Source organism: Cupriavidus sp. CuC1 (assembly GCF_044627735.1).
Classification (GTDB): domain Bacteria; phylum Pseudomonadota; class Gammaproteobacteria; order Burkholderiales; family Burkholderiaceae; genus Cupriavidus; species Cupriavidus ulmosensis.
In genome coordinates, this window is sequence record NZ_JBIUHC010000009.1 from 1 (window position 1) to 16,326 (window position 16,326).

The 16,326-nt window shown below is 62.1% G+C and carries 16 protein-coding genes and 1 pseudogene; 7 read left to right on the forward strand and 10 right to left on the reverse strand.

Annotated elements, in window-relative coordinates:
* The 6 genes from ACGLHR_RS05665 to ACGLHR_RS05690 form a co-directional block, all read left to right on the forward strand.
* Positions 1 to 2,409, forward strand: a 2,409-nt coding sequence (locus ACGLHR_RS05665; protein WP_400092561.1) for a hypothetical protein, incomplete at its 5' end; no start/stop codon positions are given.
* Between the two features lie 187 nt (positions 2,410 to 2,596).
* Entirely contained in the window at positions 2,597 to 3,109 is a 513-nt protein-coding gene (locus ACGLHR_RS05670) for a hypothetical protein (RefSeq protein ID WP_400092562.1), read from the forward strand.
* Between the two features lie 20 nt (positions 3,110 to 3,129).
* A complete protein-coding gene (locus ACGLHR_RS05675) occupies positions 3,130 to 4,203 on the forward strand; it encodes a hypothetical protein (protein ID WP_400092563.1) in 1,074 nt (357 codons plus the stop codon).
* A gap of 80 nt (positions 4,204 to 4,283) precedes the next feature.
* On the forward strand, positions 4,284 to 4,808 hold the full coding sequence (ssb, locus tag ACGLHR_RS05680) for a single-stranded DNA-binding protein (protein WP_400092564.1): 525 nt from the start codon (positions 4,284 to 4,286) through the stop codon (positions 4,806 to 4,808).
* 159 nt (positions 4,809 to 4,967) lie between these two features.
* The gene (locus ACGLHR_RS05685; RefSeq protein WP_400092565.1) at positions 4,968 to 5,996 is read left to right on the forward strand and encodes a toprim domain-containing protein; all 1,029 of its coding nucleotides are present in this window, start codon (positions 4,968 to 4,970) and stop codon (positions 5,994 to 5,996) included.
* A 217-nt stretch (positions 5,997 to 6,213) separates the two neighbouring features.
* The gene (locus ACGLHR_RS05690; protein WP_400092566.1) at positions 6,214 to 6,978 is read left to right on the forward strand and encodes a Fic family protein; all 765 of its coding nucleotides are present in this window, start codon (positions 6,214 to 6,216) and stop codon (positions 6,976 to 6,978) included.
* 543 nt (positions 6,979 to 7,521) lie between these two features.
* On the opposite strand, the gene ACGLHR_RS05695 is transcribed toward ACGLHR_RS05690, so the two are convergent.
* The 8 genes and pseudogenes from ACGLHR_RS05695 to ACGLHR_RS05730 form a co-directional block, all read right to left on the reverse strand.
* Complete coding sequence (locus tag ACGLHR_RS05695) at positions 7,522 to 7,845, reverse strand: calcium-binding protein (protein WP_400092567.1); 324 nt, start codon at positions 7,843 to 7,845, stop codon at positions 7,522 to 7,524.
* A gap of 72 nt (positions 7,846 to 7,917) precedes the next feature.
* Positions 7,918 to 9,405, reverse strand: coding sequence for a type II toxin-antitoxin system HipA family toxin (locus ACGLHR_RS05700; RefSeq protein ID WP_400092568.1), 1,488 nt, complete (start codon positions 9,403 to 9,405; stop codon positions 7,918 to 7,920).
* Entirely contained in the window at positions 9,395 to 9,730 is a 336-nt protein-coding gene (locus ACGLHR_RS05705; protein WP_400092569.1) for a multiprotein-bridging factor 1 family protein, read from the reverse strand. The genes ACGLHR_RS05700 and ACGLHR_RS05705 overlap by 11 nt, the downstream gene beginning before the upstream one ends.
* 765 nt (positions 9,731 to 10,495) lie before the next feature.
* Positions 10,496 to 12,268 carry a hypothetical protein gene (locus tag ACGLHR_RS05710; protein ID WP_400092570.1) on the reverse strand — a complete coding sequence of 591 codons (1,773 nt, stop codon included), beginning with the start codon at positions 12,266 to 12,268 and terminating at the stop codon, positions 10,496 to 10,498.
* 142 nt (positions 12,269 to 12,410) lie between these two features.
* The gene (locus ACGLHR_RS05715) at positions 12,411 to 12,791 is read right to left on the reverse strand and encodes a zinc ribbon domain-containing protein (protein WP_400092717.1); all 381 of its coding nucleotides are present in this window, start codon (positions 12,789 to 12,791) and stop codon (positions 12,411 to 12,413) included.
* Between the two features lie 6 nt (positions 12,792 to 12,797).
* Positions 12,798 to 13,295: a transposase gene (locus ACGLHR_RS05720; protein ID WP_400092571.1), complete on the reverse strand. Its 498-nt coding sequence runs from the start codon at positions 13,293 to 13,295 to the stop codon at positions 12,798 to 12,800.
* A gap of 39 nt (positions 13,296 to 13,334) precedes the next feature.
* Positions 13,335 to 13,850 carry a helix-turn-helix domain-containing protein gene (locus ACGLHR_RS05725; protein ID WP_400092572.1) on the reverse strand — a complete coding sequence of 172 codons (516 nt, stop codon included), beginning with the start codon at positions 13,848 to 13,850 and terminating at the stop codon, positions 13,335 to 13,337.
* Positions 13,851 to 13,980: 130 nt separating this feature from the next.
* Positions 13,981 to 14,082, reverse strand: a pseudogene (locus tag ACGLHR_RS05730) (nucleotide pyrophosphohydrolase); the annotation flags it as partial.
* A gap of 348 nt (positions 14,083 to 14,430) precedes the next feature.
* Here ACGLHR_RS05730 and ACGLHR_RS05735 point away from each other — a divergent pair.
* A complete protein-coding gene (locus ACGLHR_RS05735) occupies positions 14,431 to 15,516 on the forward strand; it encodes an IS630 family transposase (protein ID WP_400092573.1) in 1,086 nt (361 codons plus the stop codon).
* Here the strand turns inward: ACGLHR_RS05735 and ACGLHR_RS05740 are convergent.
* Positions 15,513 to 15,941 carry a type II toxin-antitoxin system VapC family toxin gene (locus tag ACGLHR_RS05740; RefSeq protein WP_400092575.1) on the reverse strand — a complete coding sequence of 143 codons (429 nt, stop codon included), beginning with the start codon at positions 15,939 to 15,941 and terminating at the stop codon, positions 15,513 to 15,515. The genes ACGLHR_RS05735 and ACGLHR_RS05740 overlap by 4 nt on opposite strands.
* Positions 15,938 to 16,201: an antitoxin gene (locus tag ACGLHR_RS05745; protein ID WP_400092576.1), complete on the reverse strand. Its 264-nt coding sequence runs from the start codon at positions 16,199 to 16,201 to the stop codon at positions 15,938 to 15,940. Before ACGLHR_RS05745 ends, ACGLHR_RS05740 begins: the two co-directional genes overlap by 4 nt.
* Positions 16,202 to 16,326 lie beyond the last annotated feature (125 nt).

Consider the following 16,326-nt stretch of genomic DNA (forward strand, 5'->3'; position numbering starts at 1 on the left):
AGCCTCGCAAATTTCATTGGTATCCAGTCCGGCTTAGGCAAGCCCGAGATCACCCTCGATCTGCGTCACCTGGATGCGTCCACCACACTCGTTGCCATCTCTGGCCCCAATGGCGCCGGCAAAACCACCATCATGGACAACCTTCACCCGTTCCGGGTGATGCCCTACCACGCCACCACCCCCACACCCAACGGCTTCTCATACTGGGATCACGTTGCCGGCGCACAGGCCGCGAAGATGCTCGAATGGGAGCACGATGGCCAGGTCTTCCGCACCGACCTGGTGTTTCGCCAATCCGGCAAGACGAAGAAGCAGGACGCCTACCTGACCGTCCGCCAAGGCGAGCAGTGGGTCCCGGTCAGCCTGCCCAACGGCACGGTATCGGACGGGAAGACGGACACCTACGATGCCTGTGTTGAGCATCTGCTCGGCAAGCCCGAAGTGTTCTTCACCGCCCACTTCTCCGCGCAATCCCGCACTTCCCTGTCGGCGATGAGCGCCGGCGACGTCAAGTCGCTGCTGTCCTCGATCCTCGGGCACGATCAGATTCGGGAGCAAGGGGCCAAGGCAAGTACCGTCGGCAAACTGCTGAACCAGGAACTCGACGGTATGCGTGACGACCTGCGGCAGGCAATGGAAGCCGAGGTCCGCGCCCGCGAAATTGGCAGCCAGGTCACCCAGGCCGCCGAGCAACTCACCTCGGCCACCGCCAACGTCGACGCCGCGCAGGCTGACGTCACGAAAGCCAGCGCCACGCTGGCTGCCACGCAAGCGCAACTCGATGGACAGGCTTCGATCCGTCAGCAACGTGCACAGCTCGAGCAACAGCAACAGGTCGCCGTCCGGGAGGCAGCACAGCAGCAAGCCGGCATCGACGCCGAGGTAGCGGCGCGCAAGCGCGAGCTCCAGGATGCCCGGACGCAGGGCCAAGGCCAACTCGTCAGCCTTGCCACCGAGGCCCAGCGACTGCGCAATGATCAGAGCACGCGCCAAGCCATCCTGGCTCAGGAGCCCGCGATCCAGCAGGCGGAAGGTGTCACCGCACAGGCGAAGACCAAGCTGCAGGCGCTCAGCCAGCAACGCGAGGCACTCAACGGGCCTATTGCCACCCTGGCACAGCGCCGCAAGGAACTGACCGAGGTGTCGGCAGCGCACCAGAAGATGATCGCCGATGGCTCGGCCAAGAACCAGGCCGTGCAGTCCATGACGGTCAATGCCAAACTAGCCGATGACGTGCCATGCGCCGGCACTGCGCTGCAACCCAAGTGCCCGCTGCTGGCCAACGCGATGGCCGCCAGGACTGCCCTGCCGGGCGAGGTCGCCCAGCTAAAGGAGTTGCGTAAGTCATTCGAGGCCAGCAAGGCTCGCAGCGCTGCCCTCACCACCGCCATCGCAGAGCTGGAAAGCAAGGATGCGCAAGCCCGCCAACTGGATCAGCAAATCCGTGTGCTCAACGATCAACTACTGCAGTTGAGTCGCGTTGCCAATCAGCGCGACGCGCTGGCCGCCGCCAAGCAGGCCCTGCCGATCGCCACACAACGCCTGCAGGAGATTGCCGCGACCGAGGCGGAACTGAACCAGCGACTGGCCGGCCTGACCCAACGCATCGGAGCAGTCGATCAGGAAGCCGCGGCGAAGCGCAAGGCCACCGACGCGGCCCACGCCGAGAAGCTCGCGAGCCTAGCGCAGTTGCTGTCCAGCTTGCCACGCGTGATGGGCAGCGATGCCTTGCAACAGGCGCAGCATGCCGTCACCACGGCCGAGCAGATCCTGGCCAAAGCCAAGTGGACGCACGCGCAGGCGCAGAGCCAGCTCCATGGCTTGCAGCTGCAGTCCGCGGAAGCCACGGCGATCGCGGCACGCACGGCCTCGCTACAGTCACTGTGCACTGCGCTGTCGGACGAAGCGGCCTATTGGGCGCTGCTGGCGAAATGCCTGTCGAATGACGGTCTGATCGCCCTGTCGATCGATGACGCCGGCCCGGCCATCTCGGCGCTCTGCAACCGCCTGCTGGAGGACTGCTACGGGGGGCGCTTTGCGGTGCAGATGTCGACGCAGCGCATGACGCAAACCGGCACCGTGCGGGAGACCTTCGAGATCCATGTCACGGATGTCGAGCGTGGCGAGGTCAAGCCACTCGGCAGAATGAGCGGCGGCGAGAAGGTTTGGGTCAATGAATGCCTCGTGCGCGCGCTGGCGCTACACATGGCGCGTTGCACCGGCATGCACTTCCCGACTCTGTTCTCCGACGAGGTGGATGGCCCGCTTGATCCCGAACGCAAGCGGCAATTCATCGCCATGAAACGGGCAGTGCTGGCGGCCGGCGGCTACGAACGCGAGTTCTTCATCACGCAGACGCCGGAGCTGTCTGCCATGGCGGACGCCACCATCCACATGCAGTCGCTTTAACGGCGATGTTCACACAGGAGGGGCCGACAGGCCTCTCCTGTTTTTCACCAGCGGTTCGCTTGGCGACCGCCCTCTCCTGCCATGAAACAGAAACGGGCTTTCCCGGCGCCGCCCACACGCGCCGCGGGGAAAGGCACCGTGCCTCCGTCCTTTTAACGCCCAGTCATGGGCAGGAACGGAGAGCAACATGACAGAGCAACTGCTGGACCTGTTCGGTGAACGGGTCGCAGCGATACCGGATCGCGCGCCCAAGATTCAGGGAAGCCAAGCCGACATGATATCGATCGAGGCGCTGTCGCCTCATACGCTCAGCTGGGTCGGGGCATGCATTGCCCGCGATCTGTGGGACGCCATGCGCGACGACCTGGTCGCCTACGACGTCACCAAGGCAGCCAAGACAACGAAAGCTGACGACTTCTTCGGCATGCCACCGCTTTGGCCGCAAAAGATCGCGATGTTTGACGTGCTGTGCTGGGCCTTCGACCTGTTCGATTGCCCACCCATCGCCCCGATCTCGGCGGTCTGCGGCGAACTCGACCTCGATGTTTGCCGTGTGCGCCGAACCCTAGCCAGAAACCTGCACCCCGAGTTGCGCGAGTTGTTCTGCCTCATTCGGATGACAGTGGACGAAGGCAAGGCGGCGGACGCCGCGCGCAAGCTCGATGACTACATCAATCTCGGAAACTGGAGAAACCAATAATGCAGACCAAGCAAATCAGCATGCCCGCGCGCCTGCTCTGGATCATCGTGTTCCTGATTTTGCTGCCGTACGCCCTGGTCGCTAGCAAACAGCGCTCCGAGAAGGCCATCGGCTGGATCGGAGACAAGTTCGGTGGCGAATGCGGTAATGAAGCACTGGAGGACGAGGAACTTGAAGAGGCGGCACCTGCACAGGCTGTCATAGGACCCAAAGCTCCGGTCTCACCGGCACTAGCACCTGTTGTGGTTAAGCCACCACGTCGCCCCCGCAGCATGAAGGAGATTGCCGCAGGTATGGCACCTGAACCGGCCTTCACCGCAACCGAAGGCATCGGCGCACGGTGCGTGCAGGTCAGGAAGATCGCGCGCAAGCGTGTCTTCTTCTACCAGTACGTCAACCATGTGCGCCGGGTGTTGCCCGACGAGGCTAGGCAGGAACGCCAGCCGCTTGGCATTCTGACCCGGGCCGAGTTCGAGGAAGCCGGCCTGCCCTTCGGCATCGACAGCGCGGTGAGGCTCACCAAACTGGCGCTCAAGAGCGATTCGCACACCACGCGACACGGGCCGAAGGCGAAGCTTGTGACGGTCCATCCGTTGCACGGCATGGACGTCAATGCGGCGCTGGCCGACGCCAGCGCAACGCGGGAGGTCCCACCCTGGGAAGACGCGGGCTACGGATTGGCGGAGCACCTGGACGCATCCGCACCGGAACCTCAGCCCGCGCCGATGCCGGCCAGGCCCAGCACCGCAACGGCGACCATCACGCCGATCGCGCGAAAGGCAAAGAAGCCGATCAAGGTTGGCGTCGGCCAGGTTCTCGACATGGGCGAACGCCTGTTCACGCCGGACGGCCGCAAGCCGTATCGCTCCTTCACGATCACGCTGGAGAAGCGCGATGGCAGCCGCAAGGCGTTCAGTGGCGAGCACCTTGCGGAGCTGGTCTCGGAGCGCCATGTGCGTGTCGGTGACACCGTGAAGATCAGCATGCTCGGCCGCGTGGCCGTGCAGGTCCCGCATCCCGAGCAAGATGGGAAATGGATCGATACCCATCGCAACGAGTTCGAGATCCGTCATGTCCGTGCTGCTGCAGCTTGACCCCATCCATATCAGCATAGGAGAGCATTCGTGGGGATCCATCAACAAGGTGATTCTGCGCAGATCCGGGAACCCGCTATATGCCCAGCGGCGATGCCGTGACCAACATCCGCCTGGCGACCACGGATCGCTACAAGGACAAGTCCAGCGGCGAGATGAAGGAGTCCACCAAGTGGCACCGCATCGCGTTCTTCGGCAGGCTGACCGAGATAGCCGGCCAGTACCTCAAGAAGGGTTCGCAGGTCTACATCGAAGGGCGCATCCGCACCCGGAAAAAGACCGACCAGTCGGGCGCGGAAAAGTACAGCACCGAGATCGTGGCCGAGCATATGCAGATGCTGGGCAATCGCTCGACAGCTGCATCGCACGGTAGCGACGGTGACGGCAATCAGGCCCAGCGTGACCCGGCATGCTCCGCTGGCGGCAGGCCCGCTTCGTCCAGCAATCGCGGTAGCCGCGCGGCCCTGCCACCACCGCCAGCCAGGCAGCCGTCTTCTGGCTACCCCGGTGGTGGCGCGCCGCGTAGCGGCGGCTTCGAGGACATGGACCGCGACATTGCGTTTCGGGCCTTGACGGCACTCGACGACATTCCGTTCCGACGGTAAGGCACAGCGCGGAAGGTCCATCGTGGCCTTCCCGCTGTTTCTTCAACTCGCCCCCCTTCGGGGGCTTTCCCCACGCGCAACCGCGCGTCCGGAAAGCCTCTGCATCTCAGCAGTGGTGTCTCCGTTTTTTGCATTGTCTTTCCAAGGCAGGAGAACACGATGAGCTTGAACTTTAAAGATATCGACTGGGTGAAGGTCCTGACTCGCGCCCAGCTCGACGTGAAATACCTCTCGAAGCGTCAAGGTCCCTGCCCGCTCTGTGGGGGCAAGACCCGCTTTCGTTTCGACAACAAGGATGATGCCGGCACCTATTATTGCAACCACTGTGGCGCCGGCAATGGCTACACCCTCCTGCGCGCCTTCACCGGCATGAGCGATCACGAAGCGCTTGAGTTCCTGCAGGGAGAAACTAGCTGCCGGCCAGTTGGGCGGCCAGCCCCCCGCCGCGACGGGCGCAGCCTAGAGGCAAAGGCGGAAGCCGAGGCCAGGAAGAAGCGCGCGAAGCTGAACGCGGCCTGGGCGGGCTCGGTCCCCATCACGGGGACTTCGCCGGTGTGGGCCTACCTCCGCCGGCGGGTGCCCGGCCTGCAGCTCGCGTGGCTCTCGCCCGATCTTCGGTATCACCCGGCATTGGCCTTTTGGGATACCGACGATGAAGGCAAACCGGTGAATCGCGGCGGCTGGCCGGTCATGCTGGCCAGGGCAAGACGCGCAGATGGGACACCCGTCACGCTCCACCGCACCTACCTGAGCAAAGATGGCTACAAGGCGCCCTTCGCCGATGTGAAAAAGCAGATGGCGAGCCCCCAAAAGCTCGCCGGCGCCGCCATCCGCCTGAATTGCCCCACCACTCGAAGCCGCAAGGTCATCGTCTGCGAGGGTATCGAAACCGGCCTGGCCCTGGTGGCCGCCACTGGCAATCGCATTGAGGTGTGGTGCCTGTTGAACGCCGGCAACCTGGCCTCCGCCGACATCCCGCGGGATCGCTTCGACCAGGTGATTGTCTGCGCCGACCGGGATCCCCTCGATCCGAAACACGGCTGGCGACCTGGCGAACACTATGCCGAGATGCTGAAGACTCGATTGGTCATCGAAGGCTTCGGCGTGCGCCTGTGCGTGCCGAAGAATGAAGGCGAGGACTATTCCGATCTTTGGCTCAGGGCTGCGCATCTGCAACTGGCGGCCTAGACTTGGACGACACCACCCAACAAGGAGTTGGCAATGCAATCGGTCTCTGAACTGTTAATGCGTGCGGCCGAGGAGGCACATCGGTCGGTCTGCGAGAACGCCATCGCGGCTGCGCACTACTGCGAGCCCGTCGGCCCAGGATTGCCAGCCGCTCCCCTGCTCCGTTGCGTCTCCCATCATCGGTAGGGCGGGGCCAGCCGCCCTGCGGGTGCGGCTCATGTGGGTGGATATTCGAGAGCGGGTGTTGGAAATTTTCCCACCGGAACCCGGATTGCCTGCTGACGCGGCCGATTATTTGAGTGCCGTGGAGGATGTCTACAAGACGGACGCATACCACTCATTGTCAATCGAAGGCTACCAGGTCTCCGAAGCGCTGATCACCAAAGTTGCGAACGGTGATTGGCACCCCGAGGAATCCCAGTCCGACAAGGACGCGAAGAACGCGATGGCGGCGCGAGGCTATTGGCTCGCGCACATCGAAGTGAAGAGACCCATCGAAAAGATCCTGACCGGCGCAAATGCTGGCCAAGCATATCAGGCCGACCATGCACAATGGTACCGTCAGCTATTCGCTCCAAGCGTCGATGCCGGGATTCCGACCCCAGCAGATCTCGCCGGCTACCGCGGGCACCAGGTGTATATCAGAAACGCGAAGCACGTCCTCCCGCCCAAAGAAGCCGTGCGGCAGATGATGCCTGAGCTGATGAAGCAGCTTCGGGCCGAACCGAGCGCGGCTGTCCGTGCGGTGCTCGATCACTTCATTTTCGTGTTCATCCATCCCTATATGGATGGCAACGGGCGCCTGGGCCGATTCTTGATGAACGCGATGCTCGGATCGGGCGGCTACCCCTGGACGATCATCCAACTTCCGCGCCGCGCGGAATACATGGCAGCGCTCAATGCCGCCAGCTTCGACGGCGACATACGGCCATTTGCTGAGTTCGTCCGCTCTTCCATGGAGAACCCTCCAACTTCTATCTAAGCTTAGCCAATACTGCTTAATTGAGAGAAGTGCAGATCCTCCCCGAAGAAAAAGCCCGCAAATGCGGGCTCTTTCTCGATCAGTATCCCTCCGCTCAATAGGCACAGCCTGTCGTAAAAGTCCCAACGAGCTGACTGCCGAGCGCACCCGTATCGTTGCCGCTGTACCTCGCGGCCGACGATTTTGCTGATGTCTGGGCGTACCACTGGTCAATCGCCGCGAAGTATGTGCCTTGGATGGGCGGCGACACATAGCCTATCATATTGACAAGGAAAGTTTTCGAGGTGTACAGCGCCCAAAGCAGGCCGCCCGGGCGAGCGGGGACTTCGTTCCCGGCAGATGAGAATCATCCTGAGTATCGACGGTGAGACTGACAAACCAGCGGTTGGCCACATGGGAGACCGTGGCCGACATGATCTTGCCAGCGAAGCGCAACGTCTCGCGCATCGCATCCGTCAGCAGAACCCATGTTGACCTGGGAATACTGCTCCGGCAGGTCATTGGCATTGGGGGCGTCGGATGCTATGGCTTCACGGCTTGATGTCAGAACTGATACCCACGGTCCCGCCAGTACTGCCAATCAGCAATGGCCTGCTGCGTCATCTCGTCGCTCGCCAGTGGCAGGAGTTGCGCTAGTGGTACAGCAAGCTTGCGCTTGTCCCATCGTATCCACACGAAGACTTCAGACTCGCACACGTCCTCCGGCGCCATTGCGATCACCTGAACCCGGTCGCCGGGGGTGAGCGGCGAGGTTGGCGCTCTCTTGCGAACCTCAGCTTCAAACGGGACGGTGAGTTGTTCCTCGAGGTAGTAATACCATGCCATCGCCCGCTCCTCTGAACTGTAAGCGTCGACGACTATCTCCATCGTGATTCGGTGTTCCCGATCTGGATCGGACTTGGGTCTAGGCATTTTTATTGTGCAAATGGCGAAGCATACTCAGAGATCGACGACCTTGCGCAGTAGCGCGAAGGAGACACGCCAGTGACCTTCGTTCGGGTCACACTGAATGGAGGCGGTCTTCTGGTTGAGGCGCACGATGGTGCCGATGCGTTCGCGCAGGTGCTGGTCGGTGAAGCTGACGGTATCGCCGACGAGGAAGTCCGCACGCTGCGCCCGTGGTAGCGGTGAAGCGTGCAGCTTCTCAAGTCCGATGTCCCGCGGGTTCCGAAACGCCGAACTGATCTTGTCGCACTCCGCGGCAGGGACGCCAAACGCCTCGAAATAGACCCTCCACTCCCGGACGACAGCGGACACTTTCTCGATGATGTCGATCGCCTGGTCGCTTCTGAGTCCAAAGCGGCCAGCGCCAGAGAGCGCATTGTCGAGAGTGGCTAGGCGGCCGGCGCCCGGGCCAATCCCAAGAACGAGATATCGCTCGGTACCGATCTGAGGCTTCGGCACGACGTCATACAGATCGCTCAGCCGCCAGCCATTATTCGTGCCGTCCCAGACAAAGGCGTGATTGCGGAGATGATCATCATCATTGCTGACTAGGATGTTGAAGACCATGCGCCGGAACAACTCCTCCTTGTCTGTGGCCACGTGGCCACTGGCACCGAGATTGTTGATCACCTCCGCCAGGTGCGCATACTCGGCGGAGGCGCCGGCGTCGTTTTCAGACATCTTTAGCATCGTCAGAGCGCTGACGACATGCCGGCGGGCAAACTGCCCCTCCCCCAACGGGACGCGGTCAAATCGTTCGATCAGCATGATCTCGCGACCGTCAGCCAGAGTCACCGACTGCATAGCGGGAACCCGCATCCCGCACTGACGCGCGAGCTCTAGCGTTGCTCGCTCTACAACCGGGATATTGAAACCGTCGCGTACCGCAGGGAACTTGGCAACCCATTGCCGTCCGTTGTCGAGAATGACGGCCTTAGGACGAGCACCACCGAACGTCGCGCCGACCATGAAAAGCAGTTCAAGGTTCGCCGGCACTGGCCGCCCCTCCTGGATCAGATCCGCCGCAGCCAGGAGGTAGCTGAGCTCCTTTGCATCCGGCAGTACGCCCTTCTCTTCCTTGTCGGTTGGGCTCGCGCGGAAGTCCAGCGCGCCCGTCCGATGCGGTCCCGCATGCATCAAGTAGACAGTCTCAGAGAGACTATTCGGTTGCGCCCTCAGCTTGTTCTCGATCACCCTCCGCCCCCAAGAATCCGGCGCCGCATCCCGAATGGCGCCAAACAGGGGCAAACCCGCTACCGGCTCAAACTGCCGGCCTGGCTGTGCCTGCGCTTCCGACAGCGGCAACGCCGCTGGATCAACGCTCACGGCGTTCGGTCGCTGCGCATACTTGGTGCCATAGACGAAGGTCGAGCCCACGAGTCGCGATCCTTCTTCCAGGAGGGTCAGCCCGCCGGCGGGCACCGCTTCGGACTGCCCCTCAAGATGGATGAAGACCGTCCTGGTCCATGGCTTAATAGTCATGCTGGTCCTTGGTCGGTTTGCGTGCGCGGCGACGAGCATCAGCCTTCCGGTTGACCTCGCCGATGACATCATTGTGCGGGTTCGAGGCGGGGTCTAGCAGGCCCAGGATGCCCGCGCGTTCCATCGCCTGAAGCCATGCCAGGAAGTTCACAGAGACGTCGCCCCGCTCGATGCGCACGAGGGTGCTTGGGCTCATGTTCGCCCGCTCGGAGAAGTCCTGACGTGTGATGTTCCGCGCAAGGCGCGCCGACGCGATTGCGCTGCCGAGGGCACTGGCTTTGTCCTTCAACAGATCTGAAGCGAAGGCTTTGTTGTCGCGTTTCATGTCTATCCTGACAAATTGGACAAGATATTTTGTCAGTATAGATTATTCATACCAGGATTCCGAGTGATTCCGAGTAGGCGTCACTAGTCATATCTGATATGTTATGTGGCCCTATTAGTCCGCTCTGACTAGCGACAAGTTGTATTAGCAGCAGGTGAGCCATTTTGTGAGGCTTAAGCAGCACTTTATGGGCAAGCGCCATGGCTGTGCATTAATGCAACACATCCTAGGAGGTGGGCTTGTGTCAAGTGTCAGGACGAGAACACGGCCCCGAGGGCATCACGCGCGAAACCCTAGAGGTGCTGGCCGACCAAATCGGCTTTAGCGAGACCGCGGAAGTTCATCGAGCGCTGTCTCGCCATGCGAAACAGTTCCATCCCTCTTGCTGGTATAGCGCTTGCTCAAGCACTAAAGCTGAATTGGTGAACCGCGGGTGAGGACAGAAAGGTCCAGCGTTCCGCCTGGCCAGCGCCGCCTGCTGATTCGCTGAATTCTCCGTATCTGGCTTCTGGTGGCCAACGAGGGAGTAGGTTCGGCGCGGCGGGGAGCAGGTGTCCTTGTGATAGCGGAATCCCCGTATCTTGGCATGCCCCCCAGTTCGGCCCACACGTATTCAGTTCGCCCGCCTGCCGCCGCTGCACCTGCTCGGCGGCGTCGAGCCGCCTCGCCAGCACCACAGCCTGCGCCTCCCGCCGCGCGTGTCACCCGTTTGTCTTCGCCCCGCGGCGTTCACCCATGGCATAGCACAACCGATCTGTGCAAACCTCAGGCTGTCATCCCATAGCCCAACGCGCGAATATGTGTCCGGAATTTTTCTTCATCCTCGAGCCGCACGACCACATGCCTATCACCGGCGCGCAGGCATAGACGGGCGGTCTCCTTGCGCGTGGCCAGCATGGCTGCCATTTGCGCGTCATTGCAATCGATCAGCAGCGTGGTCCCCGCGACTTTCAGCGCCTTGCCCTGTTTGCCGGCGCTCTTGATGAAGGATTCCACCGTGTCTGGCAGCGGCTGGTCGTCCCGGGCCTGCAGGAATTCGCGAAGTTCGGCGATGTCATGCCCCCTCTCGACCGCTACGATGGCCTTCTGAAGGTCGAGCCGCCAGAGTCTGTCCGTCTCTTCGGTCGCCCACATGTCTAGAACCAGAGCTTCTTCCGCCGACAGACCGCCCCCGATGGCCTTGACCTGCATGCCGGGCATGACAGATAGCCTTACGCTGGACCGAACCGGCGCCGGCGTGTAGTGGCCGCTGGCGCCAAGGCAATAGGCGCCCAACGAGGTCACGCGAAAATAGGCAAGCCCATCGTAGCGGCTGAGGAACTGGAGTTCATCCGTTCCCCACATATCGCGAAAATTAGGCCGAGCCCCCGCCGGTTCGGTGTAGGCGACGTCGATGATGCCAAGTGGCGCCGCATACTCGAACAGGAAGCAGAGCATGTAGCGCAACTGCAGGATGTCCCAGTCATGGTAACCGCTGTGCCCCAGGCTGCCGTAATCCGGCTCGCAGATGTAAAGACGCCAAGGGTCGCGGGCCACGTCGAAAGTACGCCCGGTTGCCACCATGAAGCGGGAAAACACGTCGACGCCAATCCACTCCCCGGCCGGACAATGCTGCAGCAATTCGGCGATCGCCGCGCGGCGCGGCGCCACTGCAGCCATCGCACCGCCCTTGGCCTTTTGCCCCTTGATGACATCTATACGACTGAATTCATCCAGCAGCGTCGCCTTCAGCCATTTCCGCCAGATTGTGCCAAGCACGTCAGCCGTTGGCGCCACCAGGGCTTTCAGTCCAGCCTTGCTCAGCACCAGCTTGCTGCCGTTGCGTTGTACAAGCCCAGCTGCCTGAAGCAGCATCGGCCAAGAGAATGCCTTGATCGGCCCAATCTCCTGATCGGTGAGATTCGGCGCGTGCTCGGCGTAGTAGTCGCTGCCGGACAGTTGCCCGCACAACAAACGCAGCGTCGCCGTGCCCGGCAGCGATGTCTTCTCGCTGACCTGAACCTTTCCCTGATCCACCAGGCGCAGCAGCACTGGTAGATCCGCCAGGGCATCGCGCTCGCAAAGCCGCACCGTCAACGGGCTTTCACCGTACATTTCGGGAAGCGTATCGGTCGTGTCCAGCCGGACAGGCTCGGGCGCCGGCACGAATGCCATGAGCCGCTCCTTCAAATCGGCAGGCACGTAGTGCCACCCGTTCTGATAGTACAGAAACAGGCGCAAGGCCGTGGGCGGCCCGTACTGTTCATGTCGGCGCCGCTCGTCCGGGACCGAAAAGTTCGGCAAACGCCCGTACTTCGCTCGGAACCGCATGGCGTTAAAGCAGCCATCCTCCGTATACGTGGCTTCTGCCACCGCCAGACGTTGAGTCTCGTCCAGCCCTTCCCACAGCGCGCGCAGCCCGTCGCCGGCAAGGTTCCGCAGGATCTCTTCAACCAGCCCACTCTTCTTTCCGATGCGTGAAGCATCCGGAAGCCAGCGCATCAGCGATTTCAGATCGTCTACGGTCAGATTGTTCAGCGCTTCAGTGAGGGAAATCATGGGCATACGTAATGAGGGCAATTCTTCAGGCCGCTTCCGGCCTCCTGGCAAAGGCCAGGAATCAGCAGACGTGATGATAGTGCATACAATCGGGTATCGGGCTTCTGCAGCGGATATTTCCTCGCAATGAATACTCCCGCCGCTAAAGCCTTCGGCTTGTAGCGGGGGTTTCCGGGTTCGGCGACTCATGCACCGTGCGGCTGCCCGCCCGGTGTCTTACTTGAGTCCCCAGCGTAGGGGTCCCTTCGGACCCCGGTTCGGAGCATCCCGCCCCTACCTTGTTTCTGAGGCGCATCGTCTTCTTCTTGCCCTTGGCCGAGAACTTTTCCGACCGGATCAGTGTCACGCCGCGATCGCGAACGACCAGGCTAGCATTGTGATCGGCGTTGGACCGGAAGTCGCAGCATTGGCAGGCAAACACGGCTTGCGATGGCCGGTTGTCCGGGTGGGTGTGGCCGCACCGGCTACACTCCTGCGAACTGTGATGCGGCGGCACGGTGACGACGAGCTTGTTTCGTCGCAGCGCCTTCTATTGTGCGAGCGTGAGCGTCCTGCCCCAGGCGCTCGCCAGAATCTTGCTGTTGAGTCCCGCCTTGGCGCGAGCCTGGTTCTTGAGCCACTTGCCCGACTCGTCCCGCTTGGCCTTTGGCCGTGCGCTCATCGCTTTGACGCGCAGATTTTCGAACACCACCAGCCGCGTTTCCTCGCCTGTTACCAGGCGGTAACTGGTCTGATGCGCGAAGTCCTGCCGCACGTTCTTGGCATAGTGTTGGCACCGCGCGGCGCGGTACTTGGCCTTGCGCCATCCCGATGAGCCTTTGGTCCGGCGCGCCATCCGGCGCTGCCACCGCTGGCGGGCGCGCTCCTTCTTTTCCATCCGTTGCTGCTGGGCGCGGCTCAGGGCGGCTGTCTGCCCGGTGCTAGCGTACACGGGCACCGTAATGCCACGATCCACGCCTACCGCCGCGGCGCGCAGATCGGCTTCGGACCAGGTCGCCAGCTCCGCTGCGATCTCTTCCAGCGTCACCGCCGGCAGCCCATCGTCGACGCTGAAGGCGACGTACCATCAACCGGCGTCGATCATCAGCGTGATGCTAGCCGGCATCGTGTGAGGCCGGTGAGCGGTGTAGGGGATGCCGCCCATCGGGAACTTGCCCTTGCCGACGTGCAGGCGATAGCGTGTCTCGCCGGTCGGCGTGTCGGCAATCGGTTGGAACGAGAACAGCTCGCTCGTGAGCCAGACCGATTGTGGGCCGCTCCTGCGCTGAATCGTTGGACGTCCACCCAGCTTCTGGAAGAACCGGCTGTATGCCTGCTTCCAGCGTACCGCGCCATTGCGCAGCACCTGTGATGGGACTTCGGACAGCCAGGGCGTTAGCTCCGCGTTCTTGTAACGCGCGTATTCCTGGTCAATCGGAGGATGTTGCCCCGCCAAGGCCAACGTCTTGCGCTGGAATGACCGGTAATATCGATCCTCACCAACTTTCGCGTTGTAGATGAAGCGCTGGCAACCAATCCAGCGCAGCAGAATGGCTTGCTGCGCTGGCGTGGGGTAACAGCGGAATCGGTAGCCGGTTTGCATGCGACAACTTTAACAGCAGAAAAGCCGCCCGCAACCATAGCTTGGCGCAAAGGCAGCCTCGCGGCTGCCGCCGACTTGACCCCCTACTGAGCCTACCGGCCCTAGGAGGGGAATGCGTCGGCAAAGGATTGTTCACCTCCATCTTCGCCTGCACCGCCGCATCCAGGTCCACGCCCAGCGCCGTCACGAGCTGTGTCAGGTGGATTGTGATATCCGCCAGCCCCTGCTCCAATGAGGTAAAGACGCGCCGCATCAGACCCGCACGCGAACGGAAACAGACTGTGACTGAGCCGTGCCAGCTGCAGGCCTTTCAGCCTTGCACCGTTGGGCAGCTACTCGCTCGTTACCTGGACGACTGATAGTCCGGAACGGCGGCCGGAGCATGGGGGGGCCTCTATGTGTTTCTACAAGGACTTGCCCGTTGAATGCGGAGGGCGCGGGCATGGCAGTGGTGACGTTTGATTCCGACGCGACAGCATCTTGTCCTCAGCATGTGGGCCACCTTCTAGTGTAGCGTTCTGTTCTTGGTGGAACTTATGTGAGATTATTGCTCTACTGCGACACAGCGTGGAGAGAGCGAGTGCGAGTTGCCCCCGAGATCCTGTTGACAGACGAGGAGAGAACCAAGTTGACGAGGCTGGTTCGGTCCAAGCTCACGAGCGTGAGGCTGGCGCAGCGCGCACGCATCGTGCTACTGGCCGCCAACGGCATGCAGAACAAGGACATCGCCGAGCAGTTAGGAATCGGACGCGTGCAGGTCGCGCGTTGGCGTGAGCGTTATGCGCAATCGGGGCTGACCGGTATCGAACGCGACTTGCCACGCGGCGCGCCGCCGTTGAAGGTGGACACGGCGCGGCTGGTGGAGCTGACCACTCAAGGCAAGCCCGTGGCGACCACGCACTGGAGCACCCGCAAGATGGCCGCCGAGTTGGGCGTGAGCGCCAGCACCGTCATGCGCCATTGGCACGCCCACGGGTTGAAGCCGCACATCGTGCGCGGCTTCAAGGTGTCGCGCGATCCGAAGTTCGTCGAGAAGCTTGAAGATATCGTTGGCCTGTACATGTCGCCACCCGAGCACGCGCTGGTGCTGTGCTGCGATGAGGAGAGTCAGGTGCAGGCGCTGCATCGCACACAGCCCGGGCTGCCGCTGAAGAAGGGGCGCGCGGCCACCATGACGGACGATTACAAGCGCAACGGCACGACCACGCTGTTTGCCGCGCTCAACGTGCTCGATGGCCAGGTCATCGCCCAGTGCCAGCAGCGCCACCGTCATAGCGAGTGGTTGAAATTCCTGCGCAAGATCGACCGCGAGACGCCCAAGGACAAAACGCTGCATCTGATCGCCGACAACTACGCCACGCACAAGCATCCTGCGGTGCAGGACTGGCTGGCCAAGCATCCGCGATTCAACATGCACTTCACGCCCGCCTCGGCATCATGGCTGAACATGGTCGAGCGGTTCTTTCGCGACATCACAACCGAGCGACTTCGCCGCGGCGTATTCACCAGCGTGCCGGAACTGGTCGACGCCATCAACGAGTACATCGCTTACCACAACACCAACCCCAAGCCGTTCATCTGGACCAAGAGCGCTCGCGACATCCTACAGAAGGTCATTCGCGCCAACCGCCGCTTAAGTTCCAAACAGAATGGAACACTACACTAGGCTTCGGTCCAATCCTCGATCGCCAGCGGGACCGGCGCACGCGAGAAGGCGCGATCGCGCGTCACCAGGGTCACCGTGCCATGCGCGGGAATAGCCGAAAGCGCCTGGGCGTGGGCGGCAATCATCATGTCCATCGGCGCGAGCGGCATCCCGGCCGCCTCGCAAGCGGCGCGCAGATCGCCATAGACTTCGGCCACCGCGCTGGTCCACGGCAGAACCGTCACGCGCGCAAGGAACTCGCGCACCCGTGTGGCCAGGCCCGTCGGGTGCCCGCGCTTGGCGACACCGTAGAGCAACTCGGCCTGCGTGACCACCGACACCGCCACGCTGTGCATGGGTACCGCCACCAGGCGCTCGCGCACGCGCGGCAGATCGCCCTTGATGATGTGGCTCACGATATTGGTGTCGAGCATATAGGTCTTCATACGTCGTCGCCATCTCCGAACGGGTCGCGGCCCGACTCGCCCTGGTTGCGATCGGCCTCGTCCAGGAAATCAGTCGGAACCTCGGTCGTCGCATCAAGCGCAAAGAAGCCCGCCCACGAGTCGGGCCGGCGCGACAGGATAACGTCGCCAGTAGTGGGATCGCGTCGGATGTATACCTCTTTTTCCGTGAACCGGAAGGCCTGCGGCAAACGCACGGCCTGACTGCGGCCACTGGTAAAAATCTTGGCAGTGTAAGGCATAATGCACTCCTGCAGCTGATATATATCAAAGGATATACCAACAGCCGATCATCGTCCAACAGTTGCACCCGAAACCGACACCCGCGAGCGCCTGCCCGGCCCTACCGTGCCGCACCGTCCTTGTG